General features: G+C 60.5%; 20 protein-coding genes and 2 pseudogenes. 16 read left to right on the top strand and 6 right to left on the bottom strand.

All coding sequences use genetic code 11. The annotated features are described in order from the left end of the window. Window positions 1–11 precede the first annotated feature (11 nt). The 3 genes from IMX18_RS12570 to IMX18_RS12560 are packed head-to-tail and all read left to right on the top strand — an operon-like array spanning window position 12 to window position 2,960. Window positions 12–926 carry a universal stress protein gene (locus tag IMX18_RS12570; RefSeq protein WP_054572913.1) on the top strand — a complete coding sequence of 305 codons (915 nt, stop codon included), beginning with the start codon at window positions 12–14 and terminating at the stop codon, window positions 924–926. 2 nt (window positions 927–928) lie between these two features. Continuing rightward, window positions 929–2,296: an MBL fold metallo-hydrolase RNA specificity domain-containing protein gene (locus IMX18_RS12565; protein ID WP_137137434.1), complete on the top strand. Its 1,368-nt coding sequence runs from the start codon at window positions 929–931 to the stop codon at window positions 2,294–2,296. A 55-nt stretch (window positions 2,297–2,351) separates the two neighbouring features. After that, a complete protein-coding gene (locus IMX18_RS12560) occupies window positions 2,352–2,960 on the top strand; it encodes a hypothetical protein (RefSeq protein ID WP_043935573.1) in 609 nt (202 codons plus the stop codon). Window positions 2,961–3,145: 185 nt separating this feature from the next. Here the strand turns inward: IMX18_RS12560 and IMX18_RS12555 are convergent, their stop codons facing one another. Together IMX18_RS12555 and IMX18_RS12550 are read right to left on the bottom strand one after the other, a co-directional pair. Next, a complete protein-coding gene (locus tag IMX18_RS12555) occupies window positions 3,146–3,715 on the bottom strand; it encodes a GNAT family N-acetyltransferase (protein WP_015270127.1) in 570 nt (189 codons plus the stop codon). Between the two features lie 57 nt (window positions 3,716–3,772). Continuing rightward, window positions 3,773–4,231 (bottom strand): hemerythrin domain-containing protein, encoded by a 459-nt coding sequence (locus IMX18_RS12550; protein ID WP_015270128.1) that lies wholly within the window; start codon window positions 4,229–4,231, stop codon window positions 3,773–3,775. A 231-nt stretch (window positions 4,232–4,462) separates the two neighbouring features. Between IMX18_RS12550 and IMX18_RS12545 the strand changes: the two genes are divergently transcribed. Beyond that, window positions 4,463–5,194, top strand: a complete 732-nt coding sequence (locus IMX18_RS12545; RefSeq protein ID WP_024086875.1) for a helix-turn-helix domain-containing protein — start codon at window positions 4,463–4,465, stop codon at window positions 5,192–5,194. Here IMX18_RS12545 and IMX18_RS12540 read toward each other — a convergent pair. After that, window positions 5,169–5,894, bottom strand: a complete 726-nt coding sequence (locus tag IMX18_RS12540) for a ferredoxin reductase domain-containing protein (protein ID WP_015270130.1) — start codon at window positions 5,892–5,894, stop codon at window positions 5,169–5,171. The two genes, IMX18_RS12545 and IMX18_RS12540, sit on opposite strands and share 26 nt — an antisense overlap. A gap of 194 nt (window positions 5,895–6,088) precedes the next feature. Between IMX18_RS12540 and IMX18_RS12535 the strand changes: the two genes are divergently transcribed. Further along, window positions 6,089–6,643: an Hsp20/alpha crystallin family protein gene (locus IMX18_RS12535; protein ID WP_217190526.1), complete on the top strand. Its 555-nt coding sequence runs from the start codon at window positions 6,089–6,091 to the stop codon at window positions 6,641–6,643. A gap of 140 nt (window positions 6,644–6,783) precedes the next feature. Here the strand turns inward: IMX18_RS12535 and IMX18_RS12530 are convergent, their stop codons facing one another. The 3 genes and pseudogenes from IMX18_RS12530 to IMX18_RS12520 form a co-directional block, all read right to left on the bottom strand. Beyond that, window positions 6,784–7,209: a potassium channel family protein gene (locus IMX18_RS12530; protein WP_015270132.1), complete on the bottom strand. Its 426-nt coding sequence runs from the start codon at window positions 7,207–7,209 to the stop codon at window positions 6,784–6,786. Window positions 7,210–7,236: 27 nt separating this feature from the next. Further along, window positions 7,237–7,455 (bottom strand): annotated as a pseudogene (locus IMX18_RS12525) (ATP-dependent zinc metalloprotease FtsH); the annotation flags it as partial. Beyond that, window positions 7,407–7,724 (bottom strand): annotated as a pseudogene (locus tag IMX18_RS12520) (divalent metal cation transporter); the annotation flags it as partial. The pseudogenes IMX18_RS12520 and IMX18_RS12525, both read right to left, overlap by 49 nt. 287 nt (window positions 7,725–8,011) lie before the next feature. Here IMX18_RS12520 and IMX18_RS12515 point away from each other — a divergent pair. From IMX18_RS12515 to IMX18_RS12465, 11 genes are all read left to right on the top strand, one after another. Beyond that, a complete protein-coding gene (locus IMX18_RS12515) occupies window positions 8,012–8,581 on the top strand; it encodes an acyl carrier protein (RefSeq protein WP_137137435.1) in 570 nt (189 codons plus the stop codon). A gap of 11 nt (window positions 8,582–8,592) precedes the next feature. Further along, a complete protein-coding gene (locus IMX18_RS12510) occupies window positions 8,593–9,864 on the top strand; it encodes a beta-ketoacyl-[acyl-carrier-protein] synthase family protein (RefSeq protein WP_217190527.1) in 1,272 nt (423 codons plus the stop codon). A 157-nt stretch (window positions 9,865–10,021) separates the two neighbouring features. Beyond that, complete coding sequence (locus IMX18_RS12505; RefSeq protein ID WP_217190544.1) at window positions 10,022–10,948, top strand: beta-ketoacyl-[acyl-carrier-protein] synthase family protein; 927 nt, start codon at window positions 10,022–10,024, stop codon at window positions 10,946–10,948. Beyond that, complete coding sequence (locus tag IMX18_RS12500; protein ID WP_061302390.1) at window positions 10,945–12,243, top strand: beta-ketoacyl-[acyl-carrier-protein] synthase family protein; 1,299 nt, start codon at window positions 10,945–10,947, stop codon at window positions 12,241–12,243. Before IMX18_RS12505 ends, IMX18_RS12500 begins: the two co-directional genes overlap by 4 nt. Further along, on the top strand, window positions 12,240–13,445 hold the full coding sequence (locus tag IMX18_RS12495) for a beta-ketoacyl synthase N-terminal-like domain-containing protein (RefSeq protein WP_217190528.1): 1,206 nt from the start codon (window positions 12,240–12,242) through the stop codon (window positions 13,443–13,445). The genes IMX18_RS12500 and IMX18_RS12495 overlap by 4 nt, the downstream gene beginning before the upstream one ends. A 43-nt stretch (window positions 13,446–13,488) precedes the next feature. Continuing rightward, window positions 13,489–16,359, top strand: a complete 2,871-nt coding sequence (locus tag IMX18_RS12490) for an aminotransferase class III-fold pyridoxal phosphate-dependent enzyme (protein ID WP_015270140.1) — start codon at window positions 13,489–13,491, stop codon at window positions 16,357–16,359. 9 nt (window positions 16,360–16,368) lie between these two features. Beyond that, a complete protein-coding gene (locus IMX18_RS12485; protein WP_015270141.1) occupies window positions 16,369–17,106 on the top strand; it encodes an SDR family NAD(P)-dependent oxidoreductase in 738 nt (245 codons plus the stop codon). After that, window positions 17,103–17,867: an SDR family NAD(P)-dependent oxidoreductase gene (locus IMX18_RS12480; protein WP_015270142.1), complete on the top strand. Its 765-nt coding sequence runs from the start codon at window positions 17,103–17,105 to the stop codon at window positions 17,865–17,867. The genes IMX18_RS12485 and IMX18_RS12480 overlap by 4 nt, the downstream gene beginning before the upstream one ends. Window positions 17,868–17,869: 2 nt before the next feature. Continuing rightward, the gene (locus IMX18_RS12475) at window positions 17,870–19,153 is read left to right on the top strand and encodes a DUF1302 family protein (protein ID WP_217190529.1); all 1,284 of its coding nucleotides are present in this window, start codon (window positions 17,870–17,872) and stop codon (window positions 19,151–19,153) included. A 51-nt stretch (window positions 19,154–19,204) separates the two neighbouring features. After that, entirely contained in the window at window positions 19,205–20,041 is an 837-nt protein-coding gene (locus IMX18_RS12470; protein ID WP_100413528.1) for an outer membrane lipoprotein-sorting protein, read from the top strand. Between the two features lie 33 nt (window positions 20,042–20,074). Further along, on the top strand, window positions 20,075–22,684 hold the full coding sequence (locus IMX18_RS12465; RefSeq protein ID WP_015270144.1) for an efflux RND transporter permease subunit: 2,610 nt from the start codon (window positions 20,075–20,077) through the stop codon (window positions 22,682–22,684). Window positions 22,685–22,719 lie beyond the last annotated feature (35 nt).

Below are 22,719 nucleotides of genomic sequence, written 5' to 3'. Positions count from 1 at the left end.
GGAGGTTCGCCATGGGTCAATATCGTCAACTGCTGGTGCTGCTCACCGAGCTCGATCCGCATTCGGCCGCGCTGCGCCGGGCCCTGGCCCTGGCGCATGTCAGTGGTGCCAGTGTGCATGTACTGGGCTTGTTCGAACCGACGCAGGAGCACCTGCTGCGCGAAGAGCGATTGAACGAGGCCGATATCCAGCGTCAGTTCGACCACTACGGTTTGCGGCTGGCGGGGTTGGTCGAGCGTCACCGTGGCAGCGGCATCGCTTTGACGGTCGACACCTTGCAGGCAGATGACATCCGCAGCCAGGCCATCGACTACATCAGCGAACTGCACCCCGATATGGTCATCAAGGACAGCGAAGTGACGCCAACCATGATGCGCCTGTTCAGCACGCCCCTGGATTGCGCGTTGATGCGGGGCTTGAAGGGCATCACGCACTTCGTACCGGAGGCGGCGGTGTCGCTGCCCCGGCGCGTGCTGGTCGCCGTGGACACCTCCTTCAGCGAAACCCCCGAGGACCAGGCGTCCTTCAACCGCAGGCTGATTCGTGCAGCGCAGGCGCTGGCACTGCAATGCGATGCACAGCTGCACCTGCTCTCGGCCTACAACCTGGCGGGCGTGTTCGCCTCGGACATGAACGTTACCCAGGCGTGGATCGATGAGATGCGCAATGCCTTGAAGGAGCCGTTCGACACCTTGGCGGACGCCGAGGGGGTCCCGGCCGATTGCCGCCACTTCCTGGAAGGTGGCCCGGTTCAGGTGATTCGCGAGCAAGTCGCTGTGCTGGATATCGACGCGGTGGTCATGGGCGTCGTGCAGCCAAAGGGCCTGGACAAACTGCTCGGCGACACCACAGAACGCATCGTCAGCCGCCCGCCGTGCAGCGTCCTTGCGGTTCACCCTCAAGCGGCCGAAACCTTGGAGCCCTAGCCATGCAACTGACATTCCTCGGTGGTACCGGGACCGTGACGGGCAGCAAGTTCCTATTGACCCACGAGAGCAGCCGCGTGCTGATCGACTGCGGGCTGTTCCAAGGCTACAAGCAACTGCGCCTGCGCAACTGGGAACCGCTATCGGCGGCGCTGCGCGCGCTCGATGCCGTGGTGCTGACCCACGCCCACCTCGACCACAGCGGTTATCTTCCGGTGCTCGCGAAGGAAGGCTATACCGGGCCGATCTACGCAACACCGGCCACCTGTGCCTTGGCCGAAATCCTGTTGCTCGACAGTGCCCGGCTGCAAGAAGAGCAGGCAGAGCATGCCAACCGGCACGGCTACTCGAAGCATTCGCCGGCACGCCCGCTTTACACCGAACAGGATGCAAAGCGTGCCTTGGCATTGTTGCGCCCTGTGGAGTTGCATCACCCGACCATGATTGCGCCGGGGATGGAGCTGCTGTTGCGCACGGCTGGGCACATACTCGGCGCGGCGACGGTACAGATCAAGGTCGACGGCCAGACCTTGGTCTTCTCTGGCGACCTGGGCCGGCCACAAGACCCGATCATGCGCGCGCCGGAACTGATCAGGACGGCAGACGTGCTGCTGGTGGAGTCCACCTATGGCGATCGCCAGCATCCAAGCGAATCGACCGAGCAGTTTCTGGCCCAGGTCATCAACCAGACTCTCTTGCGCCACGGCATCACCTTGGTGCCCTCATTCGCGGTTGGCCGGGCCCAGTTGCTGATGTATTACCTGTACAAGCTCAAGCGCGATGGCCTGATACCCGACATTCCGGTCTACCTCAACAGCCCGATGGCCACAGACGCAACCACCCTTTACCAGCAGTTCCGGAGCGAGCATCGCCTGACGTTGGCGGAATGCGCCGACATGTGCAGGGGCACGCATATCATCCGTACCGTCGATGAATCCCGGCATCTGGATCAGCTGCGTGAGCCCGCGGTCATTATCGCCGCCAGTGGCATGGCGACCGGTGGACGAGTCTTGCACCATCTCAAGGCGCTGGCCCCCAACCCACGCAACAGCATTCTGTTCTCTGGTTTCCAGGCCGGCGGTACGCGCGGCGCCGACATCGTCGCCGGTGCGCGCAGTGTCCGCCTGCACGGTGAAGACGTGCCTATCCGGGCCCAGGTGCATGCGATGGATAATCTCTCTGCGCACGTCGATGCCGACGAGATCATGGAGTGGTTGCGCGGTTTCGCCCGCCCGCCACGCCAGACCTATGTCATCCATGGTGAGCCGCACGCCGCCGACACGTTGCGGCGGCGGATCAGCATCGAGCTCGGTTGGCAGGTGTACGTACCCGAGTACCACGAAACGGTTGCTATTGACCCAGTGCGCTAGCCTGGGCCGGGAGGCTGTCATGGATACACAAGCAAGGGCGAAACTCCGGGCCTGGATGCATCGGCCACGGGGTAGCCTGGGGTTTATCGTGGCAATCTTCGCACTGCTCGTCGTGGTCGCTGCCTACCGGTCGTTGAACCCGAACTGGCGCCTGCCGATGCAACATCCACTTATGCTGCTGGCGTTGCTCGCCTTGTGCGTGGCGTTGGGGTGGGTGGTGCAGCGTGGCGTGAAACGCACGGTAGGCAAGACCATATTCAACGGCCAGGCCACGGGCTGGCAGGCTCGGCTTGCCTTCCTGCGCTCGGTCACCCAGGAGTCGAACGTGCTCTTGGGCATGTTGCTGTTCCTGGCGTTGCTCGCTGGCGGCACGGTTTGGCTGGCGGGGCGCTCGGTGGACCGAATCGTGGAAAATTGCACAGACAGCCTGCAGGCCCGGGTGAACACCCCTGAGGATGAAAAGCTCACGGCATTGGTCGGCAAGCCGGTGTGTACCTGCCTGGCGCAGACGTTTCTCGACCGTAATGGGGTGATACGCCTGGCCTTGTTCGAAACGCCGATGCGGGAAGTGAGCGCATACAAGGCGTTGACGGCAGACGATGAACAGCGCTGCCTCGAGCAGTTCGACCTGCTGCCTGAAGAGGCCCGGGCGACGCTGCCTTGAATGTTATGTAGTGCTTGCCAGTAGCTGAAACGACAGGCGCCCGTCGCGGCGCGGGAGGTTTCCATGTCGCATGATCTTGCTCTTTGTTCACGGATACCTCCTCGTGCGGATAGGGCCGGAGGTCGCGGGGCTTGCAGAGGGCGGGGCAGCACGGTGGCTGCCCCAGGCGCTGGCGCAGCGGCGCTTCAGGTCAGGTTGAGGCGATGGATGACCTGGGCCGGATCATCCGGATCGGTAGTGGTGGTGAATCCTGCCGCCTTGGCCAGGTCGCGCATCGCCAGGTTGGCGGCTGAGTCGATCGAGTACATCTGCCGCAGGCCCTTTGCCCGGGCATGATCGGTCAGGTGCTTGAGCAGCAGGCGGCCCAGGCCATGGTGCTGCCAGCTGTCGAGTACTGTCACGGCGCATTCGCATTCATCCTTGCCGGCAATGGCGGCATAACGCGATATGCCCACCTCCTGCAGCTCGCCGTCCACATGGGCGAGGGCGACATAAGCCGCTTGTCGGTCCTGGTCGACCGCCATCAACTGGTCGAGCATCGCCTCACCGGGCTCTTTGATCTGGCACAGGAAGCGAAAATGCCGCGACTGCGGTGACAGCCGTTCGATGAAGGCCCTCTCGCGCTCCCGGTCCTTGGCTTGCAGCGGCCTGATCAGTACATGGGTGCCATTGTCGAGGGCTTCGATCCAATGTTCGCCCGCAGGCTTGGGAAACGAGGGCGCGGTATGTTGACGGGAAGTATCAGCAGAAGCCATGGCAGTATCCTCGTGTGATTGAGATGGGGCGGTTGGGCGCTTGAATTTGCACTCCAGTTAATGCCATTGATGTTTTATTTCCAGCCATTGACTGTTTGAAAGCCATTTGTCTGCAGCTGGAAAGAATATGTTTTCCTCCGACTCCATGTGGTCGTAATATTTTTCGATATAGTCATCGACAGTGTCAGCGATTACTTTCGTGTCTTTTGTCGTAGCCGCTAATGTTTTCAATTGCCCAGCAATGCGCGCAAATGCCTGGTGATCTCGCTCGATATCCAGGATCCGCGGGTGGATCGGCGCCTCCGTGGCCAGCAAGGCTCGCCGAATGATTTCTTCATTCTCATGGTGGTGCCGCTCTGCATTGCTGTGCAAGGCCTCCAACATTTCGAACAAAAGCTTACAGTCATCAGTGGCATCGGGTTCATGCTTTAGCTTTTTCAGCAACTTCCTGATCTGGCTTATCTTATTGGCCATGTCATGGTGATAGGCGTGAAGTTCGTTCAGTAAGGTATTCATGACACATCCTCTACACGTTACCAGACAATGCAGATTTATAAGGCCCAGGGGCCTTCAGACAGGAACACGGGTTGAAGGCTGTCTAAGTCGAGCATGAGGGCAGCGCACTGGCCTGACTTGATCTTGATCAAGCTTTAGGGCACAGCCATGACCCTTGGTCAGTTGCCTCAGAAACTTCGGGCGAAGCGGCTAGCGTTTATAGAGCCCGCAAGAAAAAGCGGAGACATCGTCATGTCAGGCCCTGAAGATATGGGTATAAAGCCCCAGGTAAAGTGCCTTGCGTGCTCTTTGAGCCGACTTTGCCTGCCCGCCAGCCTAAGCGTCGATGAAGTGGAAAAGCTGGAGCGTATCATTCGCCGTAACCGCCCTTTGAAGAGGGGCGAGTATCTGTTCAAGGCCGATGAGCCCATGGAGCATGTGTTTGCCCTGCGCTCAGGAGTCATCAAGAATTTTCTGATTGATACCGAGGGCAACGAGCGGGTCACCGGCTTCGTTCTGCCGGGCGAAATCTTGGGGCTGGACGCTATCGGGGCAAGTCATTATCGGAGCTATGCGTTGGCGCTGGACGTTTCGCTAGTCTGCTCGATCCGGCTGGACCAGTTGGTTGATCTGTCGGGGCAGATACCCGGATTGCGCTATCAACTGTTGCACATGCTCAGCCTGGGTATTCAAGGCAAGGACGAACACCTGCGCTGTTGCCACGGACGAGCCGAGCAGCGCCTTTCGCTTTTCCTGTTGGGCATGGCGGCGCGTTATCAAGAAAGAGGTTTGCGTGCAGACGTCCTTAATCTGCCCATGTCGCGAGGAGATATCGCAAACTACCTGGACCTTACCCTGGAAACTGTCTCCCGGCTTTTCAGCCGGTTCAATCAGGCTGGGCTCCTGCAATGCGTTGGCCGGGAAGTCCGACTCATCGATCAACAGGGCCTGCTCAAGCTCAGTCGGATGGAGGAGCCGAATTGAGGGCCTCGAGAATCCTGTCATAACGTTGCACAGGCCCATTCAGAGGAAATTGACAATTCCAGGATGGACGCGACACATGGTCTGCCCGCAACCAGATACGCTGTATCGGGACCCCTTTTTGCCAACAGATGCGCGCGGCATGCCTTGCCACCAAGGATGGCGCGCAGCAGTAGACAGTGTCCGGCTTGAAATCCTCCAGCTGTTCAGTCAGTTGACTCCAAACGCTTCTGCTGTTGCGCGGCACCGAGGTAAACGCTGAGATCCATGGCTTACATTCAGCGGGCAGTTGCTCCTGCTCAAAGCTTTCGTGCAACAGCCTCACCTCTACCCAAGGTAGCCAACAGCGAACCTCATCCAGTGTGCAAAGTAGCGCCAAAACCCCCTCGCCGTGAGTGATAGCCAGCAGTCGCACACTCTGCAAGGGCACCGGCCAGGCGCTGCCCAGAGGGCCTGAGTACTCCAGCAGATCTCCGACCTTCAATGCCAGGACGCTGCGGGTGGCGACCATGAACCGACCTGCTGCGCCAGGCATGCTGATGTAGTTGCAGGTCCAGCGCTGGGTTTGATTCGCCAGTTGGCAATACTGGCCTGGCATCGCCTCGCTGCGTTGCGGGTTGCACAGCATCAGGCGAAGGTACTGTATGCCGGGCCCCGGCAATGTTTCCAGCAAACGGACACACTCACTGTCATCCTGGTCCATATGCGCCTCGAACAGGTTTGGGCGGGCCACGTTCCATATAAGCTAAGCCCCTGCGATGGCAACACTTTGATCAGGATCAAACCGACAGAGGATGGTGGCCGCATCCTGATTGATAAAGGTCAAACGGGGGCTTGCCTGCCAGCGCAATATCGAGGCGTCTCCCAGGGAGGCATTACTCATTAGAGGAGGTCGCCATGTCCGAAACAGCGAAGAAAGTACCTGTCACTTCCGCAACCACCCAACCTGCCAAGGCTACGCCGCCAAGTACCGAGCCATCGGACCTGTGGCGCCCATTCCAGCAGTTGCGGCGTCAGATCGACAGCCTGTTCGACGATTTCGGTCGCCGGCCATTGCGCATGCCGTTCAGCCATACCCCGTTCGATGTCGAGCCATTCTGGCGCCGTGAACTGTTCAGCCATGGCATGCCGGCGATGGATATCAGCGAACTGGCCGATGAGTTTCGCATCAGCGCCGAACTGCCTGGAGTGGACGACAAGGACATCGAGATCAAGCTGGTCAATGGCAACGTTGTGATCCGCGGCGAGAAGCAGGAAGAGGTTGACGAAAAACGCAAGGAGTACCACTTGTCAGAGCGTCACTACGGCAGCTTCGAGCGGGTCTTCCAGTTGCCCCGTGAAGTCGACGCTGAAAAGATCACTGCCCAGTTTGCCAAGGGCGTGCTGCTGGTGCACTTGCCCAAGCGCGCCGAAGCGATTCACCCTGAAAAAGTGATTCCCATCACCAAATGAGCGACCCGGCCGCGTTCAGGAGCATGGACGCTCCCTTTTCGTGTTACAGCGCAACGGTGCTCCAACCAACTGCCCCAGGTGACCTTCGCAAGCCGTCCACTTGTGGCACTGGACGCCACACCCAGACGCCTGAACAGGCGCTATTTGGCTTTCCAGTATTTCTGCATTTCGAGGAACAGGAACGACGCGGTCCAGGTGATCAGCACCAGGCCTGTCAACGCTTGCAGGCCGGTGAGGTACTTCAGATGGCCGTTAGGCGCTATGTCGCCAAAGCCTATCGTGGTGTAGGTGGTGAAGGAAAAGTACACGCAATCCAGGAAGCTGCCGTCGAAGTTGCCACTGAGCGTGCCCCAGCCTTCGGCGTGAATCATCAGGTAATACACCAGGGCGAAACACCAGACCTCCAGCGCATGAGCCAGCAGCGCGCCGAATACGCCTGCGACGATCCGGAATCGGTTCCACAGTTTCAACCGCGGTAGCCAGTCGTTCAGGCGCAGCAGGCATTCGTAGTGGATGATCACCACCAGGATCACCACCAGCATGTTGATCAATGTGACGGTGAGCATGGTCGGTACTCGGACTGGATCGGAGTGTCATTTGGCCGCATCGACCAGATTATAGGTGGCAGGCTCCTTGGCCACCGGCAGCAGCGCCGGGAATTCTTCCGGGGTGATGGTTTCCCTGGCCAACAACAGGCGTGCCCCAGTGTCCAGGTCGGCGCGTCGTTGCTCGAGCAAGGTCCGGGCACGGGCGTAAGCGTCTTTCAGCAGGCCTCGAATACCCAGGTCGATTTCGCGCGCGGTCTGCTCTGTACAGGTAGTCCCCAATGCGCGCTGGCCCTGGCTATCAACTCTTGCCGCGCTTTGCGGTATTTCATGCTGGCGAACAAAGTGGCGAATACGCCTACGAAGAAAATGTACCAGCCGATCGGGCCGAAGAACAGTTCCAACGCCTTGCCCGGGTCGCCGAGCGTTTTCACCTCGATGCCGTTGGGCTGCAGGATTTCCGCGCCGACGATCCAGATCGCCAGGTTGATGACGATAGCGACGAATACCGCAAACAGCAGGTCGTTGCGCATGATGCCTCTGGTGCTTGCGGGCACGGTTATATCCCACTTTTGGAACTATCGTGCTGTTTCAAGCAATCGATTTTGTCATTTTACGATCCCTCTCCAAGCACCATTGAACTGCATAAATCAAAGGTTCCAGGGCGCGTCGGGATTTCTCGCAAAAAGCGATGATGGCACGTTGACTCTCCCCTTAGGGGGAGACTTTAGACTCCCGGCCCTCGATATATCTGGCCTGAAAACAGCATTTTTTGGCCCGATGAATTTATTCATTCAATGCGGCTTTTGTAGGGAAACAATCAATGAACAATCCCTTGGAATTGGACAGCGTTATCAGCAGTACACAGGAGATTCTTGCGCAGTTGCTGGTGTTGGACCGGGCCGACGTGGCAGAGCACAGCAGTATCGTTGACGACCTCGGCGCCGACTCGCTGGACATCGTCGACCTGAGCTTCCAGTTGGGCCGTCAGTACGGTTGCACCTTGCCGAAAACCAGCGTGCTGGATCACGCGGTAGCGGTGTTCGGCGACGCCACCCGGTTTGTCGAAAAAGGCCGAATCACGCAGGACGGCGTGGCCTTGCTGGAACAGAGCCTCAGCGCTTATGCGCCGGGCCAGTTGCACGCGGGCATGCAGCCGGGCGATGTCTTCTCGGCCACCACCGTGCGTAACTGGGCGCAGCAATGCCATAACGTTTTCAACTACCTCCCCGAGACCTGCCCTGAGTGTGGCGCGGTGCATGCCCAACTCAATGAACGCAAACAAGTGGTGTGTGGCGGTTGCAGTGCTCGTCTGACCCCTCTGGACGGTGACTCGATCTCGCGTCTGTTGGTTGAGCAGTACGCAGCCACCCAGTTGAAGGCTTCGGTGTAGGGGTTGCCTTGATGCAGGCCCGAGAGGTTCTGGTCACCGGCTATGGCCTGGTGGCTCCCACGGCACTGGATGCAGCCTCGCTGTTCACGACGATCAGCGAAAACCGTTCCTGCATTCGCCAGCACCCGGCGTTTGTCGAACTGGGCTTTGCGAACCCGGCGGCCGGGTTTATCGATGAGCAACAATGGCAGGTGATCGCTGCGGCCTTTCCGGGTGATCTGCAGACCACCTCCCGCCAGGAATGGCTGGCGCATTACGTGGCCCGTCAGGCGTTGGCCCATGCCGGGTTGGCCGACGGCGCATTTGCCCGAGTCGCGAGCGGTATTTTCGTCGGGGCCAATAAATACTGCATGAGCGGTGATTTGCGGGACGCCAGCCGTTACATGGACGATCAGGGGCGGGTCGATCTTGACCAGTACCTGGATAACCACACCCTCAGCGGTGGGGCGTTCGCCCGGCGGGTTGATCAGCAAACCCGCCATCTCGCCGAATGGCTGGGTGTACGTGACCATATCTCCACACATTCCGATGCCTGTGCCGCTGGCACCATGGCCATCGGCAGCGCCTATCGAGCGATCGCCCGTGGCGAGATCGACCTGGCATTGTGTGGCGCGGTGGAGTTGATGGCCCATGAATTGTCTTACTACAGCTTTGATGGGCTGGGCGCACTCTGCCAGCGAGTGGACTTTTCCCCACAAGAACAGAGCCGACCGTTCATGCCAGACCGCTGCGGTTTTGTGCTGAGTGAGGGGGCGGCGCTGTTGGTGCTGGAATCCCGCGAGCATGCCGAGCGTCGTCAGGCCCGCTCGCTGGGCCGGGTGCTGGGTTACGCGAATCTGTGCGAGGCAGAGAAAATCACTTCCAGCAGCCGCGATGGCAGCAAGTACGCCGCCTGCATGACCGCGGCACTGGCCGATGCCGAACTGCCCAGTGCGGCTGTGGACCATGTGAATGTTCACGGTACGTCGACACAGGCCAATGACCGTTGCGAGGCCCTGGGCCTGGCGCAGGTGTTCGGCGAAACCCTGGAGCAGATGACGTTCACCGCCAACAAATCTGCCGTTGGGCACTCGTTGGCCGGCAGTGGTGCCATTGAGGCGGTGCTGTCGTTGATGAGCATTCAGTCGGGCGTGGCCTTGCCGACCCTCAATTTTCAGCCGGAAAAATCCGAATTTCCGGAGTTGAAATTCCTTTGCGAACCGTTGCAGCAACCGATCAATGTCGTGCTCTCAAACTCCTTCGGGTTTGGCGTGAACAGTTCGTTGGTGCTGGGCAGGGCATGACATGACCAGATCCAATTCAACTGCTGTTTATATCACTGCAGCGTCGGTACTCAACGCCGCCGGTACTGAATGTGCGCCTCGTGACAGTCAACCTCAGGCCGCGCAACCGCTGGATTTCGACCCGGCACGCCTGGCCCGTTGCGTCGCAGCGCCCGCCTTGCCGGCTGGTGTGTATGACCGCAAATTGTCCCGCAGCCTCGAGCCTCAGGGCGCGCGCCTGCTGTATTGCGCCGGCCGCCTCGCCGAGGCCTTGCGTGAGCTGGAACTGCCCGATGAGCGGATCGCATTGACCGCTGCCATTCCGGAAGTGGATGGCCCCAGCTCGTGCTGGGATGCCGTGCAGGCCATTGGCGCACAACCGGCGGATCTGTTGGCGCAATTCTTTGCCCACACACCGCCGCTGCATGCGCTGATGATGCTCAACAGCAGCGTTATGGCCCACGCGGCTGAGGCCTTGCATTGCAAGGGCCCCATGGGCGGTTTTTGCTCCCAGGGCAATGCAGGACTGGATGCTTTGATGGAGGCCGCCGCCCATCTGAGCGAAGGCCGTGCCGATGCTGCCGTCGTCGTCAGTAGCAGCCCGAACATCACCCCGGCGTTGTACCTGCGTGACGCTACACACCCACCTGTGAACCCCGGCCCGTGGGTTTTGGGCGAAGGTGCTGCGGCACTGTTGCTGACGACCAAGCCGGGTCGTGGTGCTCAATCTGCGTTGCGCATTGCCGGGTTTGCCCGTGGTTACAGCGCGCAACCCGAGCGTGGGCTGGCGGTTGGTCGCGACGTCATCGAGCGTGCTTTGAGCAACGAAAAACTATGCCTCAGCGATGTCGGGCAGGTCGTCGCCGATGCACAGGACCCGCAGATTGCCGCATTGTTCACCCTATCGGGGCACACCCTCGAACACTCCAAGGCGTTGGTAGGTGACTTGGGCGCCAGCGCCTTGCTCAGCGAAATCGCTGTGACCTGGGCACTGGATTGCAGCCGTTACACGCTGTTGCTCGAACATAGCCGAGGTGGGCATTGGGGCGCGGTGCTGCTGGCCAGAACGTCGTCGGACACAGAGACAATGGAGAGTTACCCATGAGCCCCAGACGGATCGTGATCACGGGCATGGGCGCCGTCACCGGCTTCGGTTTCGAGTGGCAGTCCATGTGGCAAAGAATGTTGGCCGGCGAGCATTGCATTCGGCCATGGCAACCGGAAGGCGTCGAGGCGGGTGCGTTCCCTGTGCGTTACGCAGCGCCCGTGGATATGGGCTTGATGCCGGCACACTTGAAAGACCATCCGGCCTGGGGGTTGTCGCTGGAAAAACGCACCCGCTTTGGTTGGGTCGCGGCCACCCAAGCCATTTCCGACAGTGGCCTGAGCCCCGAACAGTTGCGTGGCGCGGCGGTATTGTCAGCGTCCGGCGCACCTGCTCATCGTTTGCAGGACATGCTGCTCAGCCTGGCGGATAACCCGGCGCAGGCACCGTCCTGGGCTCAGTTGATGGCGCGACAGGCGCAGGTCGATCCTGACAGTTCACTGTGTCAGAGCAACGACCGCCTTGCGCGGGTGATTGCCGATGGCATCGGCAGTGAAGGCCCGGTGATCAATATCAGCAGCGCTTGCGCGGGAGCATCCCAGGCCATCGGCAATGCATTCCAGATGATCCGTCGCGGCGAGGTCGAGCTGGCCATTGCCGGGGGCGCCGATTCGGTGCTGAGCCTGGACACCATGACCGCGCTGTATCTGCTCGGCGCCGCCAGCAGCGAGCAGCGTTGGGGCACCGAACTGTGTCGGCCGTTCGACCGCCATCGCAGTGGCTTGATTGCGGGTGAGGGCGGTGGTTTTGTCGTGCTCGAAACCCTCGAACGGGCGCTCGCCCGAGGGGCAACGCCGTACGCCGAAGTGCTGGGTTTCGGCAGCAGCCTGGATGCCTACAAAATCACCGCACCCGACCCGCAGGGCCGGGGAGCGGTGCTGGCGATGCAGGCGGCCCTGACAGATGCCGGGCTGGAGCCGCAACAGGTCGATCTGATCAATGCCCACGGTACGTCGACACCCCTCAACGATGCCGCCGAAACCCTGGCGATCAAGACCCTGTTCGCCGAGCGCGAACATTATCGGCGGTTGCTGGTGACGGCCAACAAATCCCAGTTCGGCCACCTGATTGCGGCCGCCGGAGCACCGGAGTTCATGCTCACGGCCCTGGCCTGCCGGGATGATCGGGTCACGCCGACCCTGAACCTGCATGATGCCGATGAACAATGCGACCTCGACTACTGCGCCCATCAAGCGGTCAAGCGCAAGGTCGACGTTGCCCTGAGCAACTCCTTCGGTTTCGGCGGCCTCAACACTTCACTGGCGCTGGGCAAGTACCGGGAGGCGCCGCGATGAAACAGGCGGTCGCGATTGCCGGTGCGGGTTGCGTGTTGCCCAGCGGCTGGGGTGTCGAATCTTTCTGGGCAGCTGCGAACGAGGGGCGCAGTGCAATTACGGCGCTGAACGCCCGAAGGTTCAGCAGCGAACGCGTGGTGGCGTTCGGGCAAATTCAGGATCAGGACCACCAACGCAGCCGACAAGACCTTGCGCAAAACCTTCAGCGTTACTGCACGCCGGCAGTGATCTGGGGTGTCAGCGCGGTACGTCAGGCGTTGGCAGAAGCAGGCCTGGCCGATGAGCAGCCGGATGTCCGTTTCGGTTTGTATTGCTGTCAGGGCGGCTACACCCATCCGTCTCTGGAATCCTATGCCGAGTTGTTGCTCGGCTGTCGGCAGGACGGCGTCGCCGACATGGCGGCGTTCGCCAAACGGATCCTGCAAGACCGTGCCCAGGACCCTTTTCTGGTGCTCAAAGGCTTGAGCAACTGCTTGCTGGGTGTCACCAGCCTGGCGCTGAGACTGGTGGGTGAGTGCAACGCCTATATGCAAGGTGTCGCCGGCAACCTGGCAGCCTTGCGTGAGGCTACGGCCGCTTTGCAGGATGGCCGAATCGACGCGGCAATCGTTGTCGGTGCGGGCAGCGAACTGGATGCCCTGGCGCTGTCCGGGTTGGTCCAGGCGGGGGTCATCAGCGCCAACGGCTCGAACACTCTGCTGCCGTTTGACCTTCGGGGCACCGGTGGCATTGCCGGGGAGGGCGCGGCAGCATTGGTGCTGCGCCGGCGCGAAGACCTGCCGGCCGGCCCTCAGGCGTGCCTCGCCGACATGACGGCCCATGCCACCCTCCGTCGCTTGAGCCTGCCCGACAGCCCAACCGATCTATTGGTGTGCAGCGGCACCGGCGATGCGCACAAAGACCGCGTGTTGTGCCAGACGCTGGCCCTTGCGCGCGCTTCGCACATCACCAGCGGGTTGGCGATAAACGGCATTCTCAGCGCAGCGCCGAGCCTGGTGGATCTGATGCTTGCGCGTTGCGCATTGCAGGCCCAAAGCGTGCCGCCGATTGCCGGTTTGCAGCAGCCAGTGGCAAACCTGCCGTTTATTCAGGGCGCGCCCCACGCCGCGAGCCTTGAGCATTGCCTGGTGCTGAACCGCGACGACAACGGATTCAGCGCCGCCTATCAAGTGCTCTACAGCGCAAAGGTCACTCAAGACTGACGCTGACTACCGCCTATTTTTTACTTTCAGGGATATGACAGTCATGGATTATCGCGATTTCGTTCGGCCCAAATTCGTCGGCCTGCTCCAGGCACTGGGCCTGGAGTGTGAGTTTCAGCGCGCCCTCGGTAGCCAGTTGTTCTACCGCAACCCCAAGGGCGACATGGTCACGGTCACCGACTTTCTCGGCGGTTACGGTGCGGCACTGTTCGGCCACAACGACCCACAGTTTGTCGATCAGCTCTGTGCGCTGCTGCGCAGTGACGTGCCGTTCAACGCACAAATGTCGATCCGCGGTGCGGCCGGGCAATTGGGGCGAGAGCTCAGCGACGCCTTCAATCGCGAACTGAAGAACACCGAACGTTACATTTCGACTTTCTCCAACAGTGGCGCGGAGGCGGTGGAAATTGCCGTCAAGCACGCGGAGTTCCGTCGCCAGAAGAGCCTGCAAAAGCAGTTCGACGACATCGATTTCACCCTGGCCAGCCTGACCGCCAGCGAACGCGCTTATCGCGAGCTGGATGTGGCCGACCTCGACCTGCCTGCAGGTGTCCTGCCAGCCACTCTGAACAGCGTGACCTTGCGTCAGGTGGTTGAAGCCGTTCGCCAACACAACCTGGCGCAGTTGCACATCGAACCGGTATTCATCGCCCTGCGCGGCAGCTTCCACGGCAAATTGGTCAATACCGTGCAACTGACCTATGGCCGTCAGTACCGCGCGCCGTTTGCCCGTTTTGGTCTGAACGTCGAGTTCATCGACCCCCAGCAGCCCCATCAGTTGCAGGAATTGCCGGCCCGGCACACGCACCATTGGCTGAGCCTGCAATGGGACGGCGAACACCTGAACGTGCTGAAACTGCCGTTCAGCGCGATTACCGCCGTGTTGATGGAGCCGATTCAGGGCGAAGGCGGTATCAACGAGTTCGCGGCCGAGTTCTACCTGGGGCTGCGCAAGCTGTGTAACGAGCAACAGTGCCCGCTGGTGATCGATGAAGTGCAGTCAGGTTTTGGTCGCGCCGGGACGTTTCTTGCCAGCAGCCAGTTCAACCTGCAAGGCGACTATTACTGCCTGTCCAAGGCCCTCGGCGGCGGCTTGATGAAAATCGCCGCGACGGTGATCCGCAGCAGCCACTACGAAGGCGAGTTCAGCTACATCCATAGCTCGACCTTCGCCGAGGACGATCCGTCCTGCCATATCGCGCTGTCGGCATTGCGCCGGTTGTTCGCCAATGACGACGCGATGCTCAAAGACATACGCACCAAGGGCGCCTACCTCAAAGCCTCGCTCAATGAACTGAAGATGGCCTATCCGGATGTGATCGCCGATGTGCGCGGGCGCGGCTTGCTGGTGGGTTTGGAATTGCACGACCTGAGTGTCAGCAGCTCGCTGGTACAGGCGTCGGCCCAGTACAACGATGCCTTGGGTTACTTGATCGCCGGCTACCTGTTGCAATTCGAAGCGTTGCGGGTAGCACCGTCGGGCAGCAACTCCAACGTGATTCGCCTGGAGCCTCCAGCCTGTATCACCCTGGGCGAAATCGACGGGCTGATCGGTGCCTTGCAACGGGTCTGTGACATGCTGCGCCGTGGCGATGCGTTGCCGTTGGCGGCGGGTATCTGCGCGGACTCGATTCCCGCTGTGCCAGCCCGTCAGGACGATTTTCGGATGGCCGAGCCCGTTGAAAACATCGATGCCAAGGTCGAAGTCGTCGCTCGGGTAGCGTTCATCAACCACCTGATCGATGCCGATATCCTCGGTGACGTCGATCCCTCGCTGGCAGCCCTGAGCCCGGAACAGAAACGCACGTTCATCAACCGCACCAAGCCTGAACGCCGCGCTGCGCCAGTCGGCCCGGTGATCATTCGGTCGCGCCTCGGCATGGCGGTGGAGTTCACGTTGTACCCGCTGTGCATGGATTCGGATGCCATGGCCGAGTACATCCTCAGCGGTGACCTGGACAGCATTCGCGAAGAAGTCGGCAGGCGTGTCACCGATGCCCGCGCCGACGGCTGCAGCATCGCCGGTCTCGGGATGTACACCTCGATCGTCACCAACAATTGTCAGGCGCTGAAGATTGCCGACATGGCGCTGACGTCCGGCAATGCCCTGACCATCGGCATGGGGCTCGAAGCCATCGAGCAAGGCTGTGTTCAGCAAGGCCTGGCACTGCGCGAGCAAACCGCTGCCGTTGTTGGTGCCGCCGGTAACGTTGCCTCGACCTATGCCTCGGTGCTGTCCGCCACCGTCGATCACCTGATTCTGATTGGCAGCGGTCGTGACGGCTCGGTTCGGCGCCTGGAGAAAACTGCCCAACTGATTTACGCCGACGCGGCCCGTTCGATCCTCAAGGGCACAGCCGAAAACGACCGGTTGGCGCAGCGACTGCTGAGCCTTGATGGTTTTTGTGACTTGTTGCGCTCACATGGACAAAAAGCCGACCTCGGTTTGCACATCGCCCGTCTGGTGGATGAGCGCCTTGGCGCGAACGCTTTCATCACGGTCACCAACGATCTCGACGCCCTCAAGGGCGCACGGGTTGTCCTGTGCGCGGCCAATGCGCCTCAGCCATTCCTCGGCGCCGAACATTTCGCCGAGCGCAGCGTGATTTGCGATATTGCCGTGCCGCTGAACGTTCATCAAGACATGCCGAGCCAACGCGAGGACGTGCTCTACATGCACGGCGGCATCGTCCAGACGCCGTTCGACGACGGCCTGGCGCCCAACGTGCGGGCCTACCTGAAAAAAGGTCAGCTGTATGCGTGCATGGCCGAGTCGGTGTTGATGGGCTTGTCTGGCATGAGCCAGCACGGCTCCTACGGCGATATCAGCCGTGAGCAAGTTCAGCAGGTCCGCGCACTGGCCGCGACCCACGGCTTCACCCTCGCGCAATTCAAAACTCAAAACTCGCTTTAAGGAGCGGTCATGACTCAGAAAATAGCTGTCGTGACCGGCGGCAGTCGCGGCATTGGCAAGTCCGTCGTGCTGGCCCTGGCCGGCGCGGGTTATCAGGTTGCCTTCAGTTATGTCCGTGACGAGGCGTCAGCTGCTGCCTTGCAGGCACAGGTCGAAGGGCTCGGCCGGGAGTGCCTGGCTGTGCAGTGTGATGTCAAGGATGCGCAGAGCATTCAGGCGTTTTTTGAACGGGTCGAGCAGCGTTTCGAGCGTATCGACTTGTTGGTCAACAACGCCGGTATTACCCGTGACGGTTTGCTCGCCACGCAGTCGTTGAGCGACATCACCGAGGTCATCCAGACCAACCTGATCGGCACGTTGTTGTGCTGTCAGCAGGTGCTGCCCTGCATGATGCGCCAACGCAGCGGGTGCATCGTCAACCTCAGTTCGGTAGCCGCGCAAAAGCCCGGCAAGGGCCAGAGCAACTACGCCGCGGCCAAAGGCGGTGTAGAAGCATTGACGCGCGCACTGGCGGTGGAGTTGGCGCCGCGCAACATCCGGGTCAACGCGGTGGCGCCCGGCATCGTCAGCACCGACATGAGCGAAGCCCTGGTCGGCGCCCATGAGCAGGAAATCCAGTCGCGGCTGTTGATCAAACGGTTCGCCCGGCCTGAAGAAATTGCCGACGCGGTACTGTATCTGGCCGAGCGCGGCCTGTACGTCACGGGCGAAGTCTTGCCCGTCAACGGCGGATTGAAAATGCTATGAGCCAGGCACGCACGATTGTGATTACCGGCGCGGCCAATGGTATTGGCCGCGCCGTCGCGGAAAGTTTTGCAACCCAGGCCGAGCACCTTTTGATCTTGCTTGATCGGGATCTGGCAACCTTGCAGCGGTGGGTCACCGAGGGCGAATTTGCCGCTCGCATCGAAACCCATCAAGCGGACATCGCCGATCTGGCCAGCCTGCAACTTCTGTTCAAGGGCCTGGCCAACCGGGTCGGCTTTGTCGATGTGCTGGTCAACAGCGCCGGTGTCTGCGACGAGAACGAGCCCGAAGACCTGGACAACTGGCACAAGGTGATTTCGATCAACCTCAACGGCACTTTTTACGTCACCTCGTTGTGCCTGCCACTGATGGCGGATGGTGGGCGGATCGTCAACATGTCGTCGATCCTCGGCCGAGCGGGCAAGGTCCGCAACACCGCTTACTGCGCCTCCAAGCACGGCATCATCGGCATGACCAAGGCCTTGGCGCTGGACCTGGCGCCACGGCGAATCACCGTCAATGCCATCCTGCCCGCCTGGATCGATACCCCGATGCTGCAAGGCGAATTGGCGGCTCAGGCGCGCATCGCCGGAATCACCCATGAGCAAATCCTGCGCAATGCCAAGAAGAAGTTGCCCCTGCGGCGCTTCATTCAGGGCGACGAAGTGGCGGCCATGGTCCGTTATCTGGCGAGCCCGCAGGCGAGTGGTGTCACAGCGCAAAGCCTGATGATCGACGGCGGTGCCGGGTTGGGAATGTAGCCATGGCTCGACTGGGATTGAACCGCGGCCTTTTGGCCGCGCTGGTCAGCCTCGGCTCGCCGGTGGCGATCGCCGAGTGGTTGCCGGAGCATCATGAAGCGGAGATCGGCGTAGCCACGGCCGTGCGTCTGCACGGTGACGACCAGGTCACGCAAAAGGCCGTGTACCTCAAGTTCAGCCTGGAGGATGCCTGGGAAAGCGGCTACTACAAGGCCAAGGGCCGAGCCCGTTATGACTTCCGTTATGACGGCAACAATCCCTACAGTGCGCAAGCCCGGGACGATTACCGGGCGACCGCCGATTGGCGGCACCTTTACTGGGGGCTCTACGTTGGCGACGGCGAGCTGACGGTGGGCTGGCAGCAGGTGGTGTGGGGGCGTGCAGATGAATTACGGGTGCTCGACCAGATCAACCCGCTGGACTATCGCGAGGGTGTGATCGGTCTGTTGGAAGACAGCCGCATCGCGGTGCCGATGATTCGCCTGGTGCAGCCGGTCGCCGAGTGGGAGCTCGAAGCGCTGGTGATCACTGATTTCGTGAAAAACCAGGCGCCGGCCGTCGGCAGCGAGTTCGATGCACCGATCTTTGCCACACCCGATCCGCAGATGTTTGTGGTCGATTCGCGGCCCGGTTATGACGGTCACAGTGGCTTCGGTTATGGCGCCAGTGCCAACGGCCGGGTCGGCACGGTGGATGTCAGCTTCGTTGCCCTCAACGCCCGCCAGCAGGACCCGGTTTACGCCGTCGAAGGCCAGACCGAAGAGGGCCTGATTCGCCTCGAACGGCAATTCCCGCGCTATTCCATGGGCGGCGCCAGTGTGGCCATCGATGCCGGCCACAGCATCGTGGTACGCAGTGAAGTCGCCTACTTCGACAATTGGCGCGTCACCAATCCTTACCGCGCTTACGGCAGCGACCAGACGGCGATGACCAAGTCGCTGCTGGGCGTCGATTACCTGTTGCGGGACTGGCTGATCTCGACGCAGTGGCAACATCAGCGGCTGCTCGACTGGCAGCCCGGCATGGTCCAGGACAAACGCGACGACCTGTTCACCGTGTCTGCCGAGGGCTCGCAGTTCCAGGATCGCCTCAAGACCCGTCTGGTTTTCGGCATGTCGCCGCCAGCGCAGGACGATAGCTTCGTTCAGGGGATCTTCACCTACAAACCGGTGGACTGGCTCAAGTTGGGGCTCGAAGTCGATGTGTTCTTCGGCAAGCCCGACCGCCAGTTCGGTGCTTACGCCAACCGCGATCAGGTGCGCGTGTCCGCCGGTTATCTGTTCTGACCACACCGGTGCCGGTGTGCGAACCACTCAAACAATGAAAAGGAAATCGCGATGTTGCCCATCTTCAAGACCCTGACTGTAAGCGCACTGTTGCTGAGCACCGCTGCCGCCATGGCAGCTGAAACACGCACGGCCGACGACATCATTCGCCAGGCCCGGGACCGCGATGACGGCAAGAGCTTCATGTCCCAGGTGTCCCTGATTCTGATCGACAAGCAAGGTAACAGCCGCATCCGCGAGTTCAGCTACCTGCAAAAGGATTACCCGGACAGCGACAAATTCACCATGTATTTCTCCGCGCCGAGTGATGTGCGTGACGTCGCCTTCCACATCGAAAACCCGCGCGAGGCCCTGGGCCTCGAAGACAGCCAATGGATGTATTTGCCGGTCAGCCGACAGACCCGAAGGATTTCCACCACCGACAAACGCGGGGCGTTCATGGGTAGCGACTACTCCTATGCCGACCTCGACAAGATTCGCGCCGAAGACTATCGCCAAACGCTGGTTGGCGAAGAGCAGTTGCAGGGCCGCGATTGCTACGTGATCGAGCGTGAGCCGGCGACGCCTGCCGTGCTGGCCAAGACCGGCTACAACAAGCTCAAGGTCTGGGTTGACAAGAAAAACTCACTGGTGCTGCGCCAGGATTTCTTCGATGTAAAAGGTGTGATGTTCAAGCAGATGCGCACTCTGAAGACTGAAACCATCGACCAGATCGACAGCATTACCTTCAGCGAAACCGAAGACTTCATCGCCGGTACGCGCTCTCAGCTGCGCTTCAACCAGTTGCAGTACAACGTCGCGCTGGACGACCGCCTGTTCACGCAGACCGCGATCAAGCGTGGGCTGAAAGCCGGCGACTTGCCGGAATACGCCGTGTCTGCCCGCTAAGCGCCGCTCTCGATTCATCTGGAACCCTCATTCATGGAAAGATACCTGAACTTCGTCGAGCGCTATGCGCGGGCAATTGTGTTCGTGCTGGTGGCGATCACCGCCTACTTCACCTACACCCTCGGCGCGCTGATGTCGGACACCAATCCGTATCTGCTCAAGGACACTCACCCGGCGCGCAAGACGATCATTGATTTGCAGCGCGAGTTCACCGGCACATATGACTCGGTCATGGTGGCGCTGAGCAACCCCGAGAGTGTCTTCAACACCACGTCGCTGAACGCGCAGTTCGAGTTGTCCCAGGCCATACGCCGGCTGATGCTGGCGAACGATGAGGACCGTGTCGAACTGCAGCGCATCGTTGGCCTCCACAGTGGCGATCCCGATGCCCAGGCCTTGCTGGTGCAGATCCTCGCCGAAGGTTTTTCGCAGAACGATTACGCTGCCGCCAAAGCGCTGCGCGACCATGGGATTGCCCGGCACTGGGACAGCCACGACCTGCAGTTCCTGAGCTTTCTTGCCGAGCGGCTCAACCCGATCCAGGAAATGGCCTCGATGGCTGACCTGGAAAACATCAGCTTGAGTGCCGATGGCGAGTTGTGGATCCACAAGACCCTGCACGCCCTGGATATGGACCCGAGCAAGGTCGAAGCGCAGATCATGGGCAACGAGCAGATGGTTGGTGGCGTCGTCTCGGCGGACAAGAAAGTCGCCATGGTCGTCGCCGAACTGGGCACCAAACAGGACGACGCTCAGGCCCAGTTGCGTGCCTATCACCAGGTCCGCGAGATCATCGCGAAGTACCAGGCCGCTCACCCGGAGTTCACCGATGAGGTATTCATCGCCGGCATGCCGATCTTCATTGCGGCCCAGCAGGAGATCATCGATCACGACCTGGCGATGCTGTTCCCGATCGTGTTCCTGTTGGTGACTTCTCTGCTGGTTTTCTTCTTTCGCAAACCACTTGGCGTGGTGCTGCCGCTGTTCAATATCCTGTTCTGCACCATCTGGACCCTTGGCCTGATGGCGCTGCTGCGTGTACCGATGGACTTGCTCACCAGTGTGTTGCCGGTGTTCCTGTTCACCATCTGTTGTGCCGACGCGATCCACGTCATGGCCGAGTATTACGAACAGCTCAATTCGGGCAAGTCTTTCCGCGAAGCCAACCGAGAAACCCAGCGCCTGATGGTCACGCCCGTCGTTCTGACAACGGTCACGACTATTGCGACGTTCTTGATTTCCACCACCAACAACATTGTCAGCATCCGCAACTTTGGCGTGTTCATGTCCATCGGCCTGACGGCGGCGCTGATCATTTCGTTGCTACTGATCCCGGCGTGGATTTCGATCTGGGGCAAAGATGCCGTCCCGCGCAAAGTGCAACTCAAAGAGTCGCTGATCTCCCACTATCTGGTAGTGTTCTGTGCCTGGCTGATTCGCTGGCGCAAGCCGGTATTGCTGGTGACCCTGCCGTTGTTGGCGATGATGACGGTGTTCACGTTCAAGGTGGATATCGAAGACTCGGGTATTGCCTACTTCAAGAAGGACAGCCCGGTGCGGATGTCCGACGAGTTCATCAACCGGGCCGGAGTCGCGGGTACGTCGCCGGGCTGGATCGCTTTCGACACCAAGACTCCGCGTGGCGCGCTGACCACTGAAACCGTGCAGTTCCTGGAACGTCTGGACCAGTTCATCAGGGCCCAGCCGAACGTGAGTTACACCTATTCGGTGGCGACCTACATCAAGCGCATGAACCTCGTGCTCAATGACATGAACCCTGCTTTCCTGCGGGTGCCGCAGGCGGTGGAGCAGGTGACGGTGGTCGATGATGACGGGAAACCGGAGACCTTCGAAGTCGATGGCAACTCGCTCATCGAACAACACATCATGATGTTCGAGAACGGTGGCGGCACCGACTTGCAGAACGTGCTCAATGCCGATTACTCGAAGGCGGTGACGCTGTTCACCATGACCTCCTCTGTGGCGGGCGATTACCAGGCGATGCTCGATAAACTGGACGCCTGGCTGGCGATCAACAAACCGGCCAACCTGCAAGTCACCCATGCCGGTACGCCGTACATATGGACCGGGGTGTTGCAGGAAATCACCCAGGGTCAGGTGCTGAGCTTCTCGCTGGCGTTGCTGGCCGTGACCTTGATGATGATGTTCTGGCTCAAGTCAGTACGCCTGGGCATCCTCGGCATGCTGACGTTGCTGACCACGTCGGTGACGGTGTACGGCAGCATGTACCTGTTGGATATCGAGTTGAACATCGGTACCACACTGGTGACGTTCCTGGTGGTGGGCGTCGTGGATTACGCCGTTCACCTGCTGTCACGGATCAAGATGCTGGTGCAGAAGGGCGCCGAGATCGACGAGGCCATCCTGGCGGCCATGCAGGGCGTCGGGCGTTCGACGGTGGTCAATGTCGTGATCTTCTCGATGGGCTTTGTCGCGCTGCTGTTCTCCGCCTACAAACCCGTCATTGACCTGGGTGTACTGGTGATACTGGCGCTGTCATCCAGTGGCTTCATGACCATTTTGTTGGTCACGCTGATTTCGCCGTGGTTCTTTGCCTCGATTGTGCCGCAGCCAGCAGTGCAAGAGGGCGAGCAGCCGCGGGGTGAGGCTGTGCCAGGCTAAATCGCCGGGGCGCCTGCGTGTTGAAAACGGCACGG

It is taken from the genome of Pseudomonas shirazica (assembly GCF_015168335.1).
Taxonomy (GTDB): Bacteria; Pseudomonadota; Gammaproteobacteria; order Pseudomonadales; family Pseudomonadaceae; genus Aquipseudomonas; species Aquipseudomonas asiatica.
Note: the sequence above shows the minus strand (reverse complement) of the source record. Positions and strands in the feature narration are given on the sequence as shown.